Annotated in this window: 1 protein-coding gene; it reads left to right on the forward strand. The window is 59.2% G+C overall.

The window, feature by feature from the left end; all coding sequences use genetic code 11:
• A partial coding sequence (locus GHO32_RS26345; RefSeq protein WP_178113967.1) for an SMI1/KNR4 family protein occupies window positions 1-123 on the forward strand: 123 nt, incomplete at its 5' end.
• Window positions 124-262 lie beyond the last annotated feature (139 nt).

Genomic DNA, 262 nt, shown 5'->3' on the forward strand with positions numbered 1-262 from the left:
GACTACTACTGCGTGGAAGAAGACGGCACCGTGGTGCTGTGGTCCGGCGAAGAAGAACTCGTCACTGAAGAAACCTGGGAATCGGTCTGGCACTGGGCGCGCGACGTCTGGCTGGAAAGCTGATACCTCCAGGGTTGGTTGACGTTTCGTTGTGAGCCACAACGAAACATCAACAGCCCCCGGGCATCCCCGCTTTCCAGCCATTGGTCAGCGGGCTGTCAGTGCCCCCCCTCCTTGTGGTTATCCAGCGTTTCCAGCAGTG

Source organism: Pseudomonas sp. FSL R10-2189, assembly GCF_009600325.1.
Lineage (GTDB): Bacteria > Pseudomonadota > Gammaproteobacteria > Pseudomonadales > Pseudomonadaceae > Aquipseudomonas > Aquipseudomonas helleri.